The 612-nt window shown below is 46.9% G+C and carries 1 protein-coding gene; it reads left to right on the plus strand.

The window, feature by feature from the left end; genetic code table 11:
• Window positions 1-612: EF-Tu C-terminal domain-related protein (locus ACFSQJ_RS14130; RefSeq protein WP_377767621.1), on the plus strand; the 612-nt coding region annotated here is incomplete at both ends.

The raw sequence follows: 612 nt of genomic DNA on the forward strand, positions 1-612 counted from the left end.
GAAGAGCAATGGGAAGCGAAAATTGTAGAACTAGCAGAAGCGCTAGATACTTACATCCCAGAGCCAGAGCGTGCAGTAGACCTACCGTTCATCATGCCAATCGAAGACGTGTTCTCGATCCAAGGTCGTGGTACAGTAGTAACTGGTCGTATCGAGCAAGGTATCCTAACTGTTGGTGACGAAGTTGCTATCGTAGGTATCAAAGACACCATCACTACTACTTGTACTGGTGTTGAAATGTTCCGTAAGCTTCTAGACGAAGGTCGTGCGGGTGAGAACGTTGGTGCACTACTACGTGGTACTAAGCGTGATGAAGTTGAACGTGGTCAAGTACTAGCGAAACCAGGTTCAATCACTCCACACACTAAATTCGAATCAGAAGTTTACGTACTGTCTAAAGATGAAGGTGGTCGTCACACACCATTCTTCAAAGGCTACCGTCCACAGTTCTACTTCCGTACAACTGACGTAACTGGTGATATCTCACTACCAGAAGGCGTAGAAATGGTAATGCCAGGCGACAACATCCAAATGACTGTAGAGCTAATCGCTCCAATCGCAATGGATGAAGGTCTACGTTTCGCAATCCGCGAAGGTGGTCGTACAGTAGGC

The sequence above is a fragment of the Croceitalea marina genome (assembly GCF_042684265.1).
GTDB classification, from domain to species: domain Bacteria; phylum Bacteroidota; class Bacteroidia; order Flavobacteriales; family Flavobacteriaceae; genus Croceitalea; species Croceitalea marina.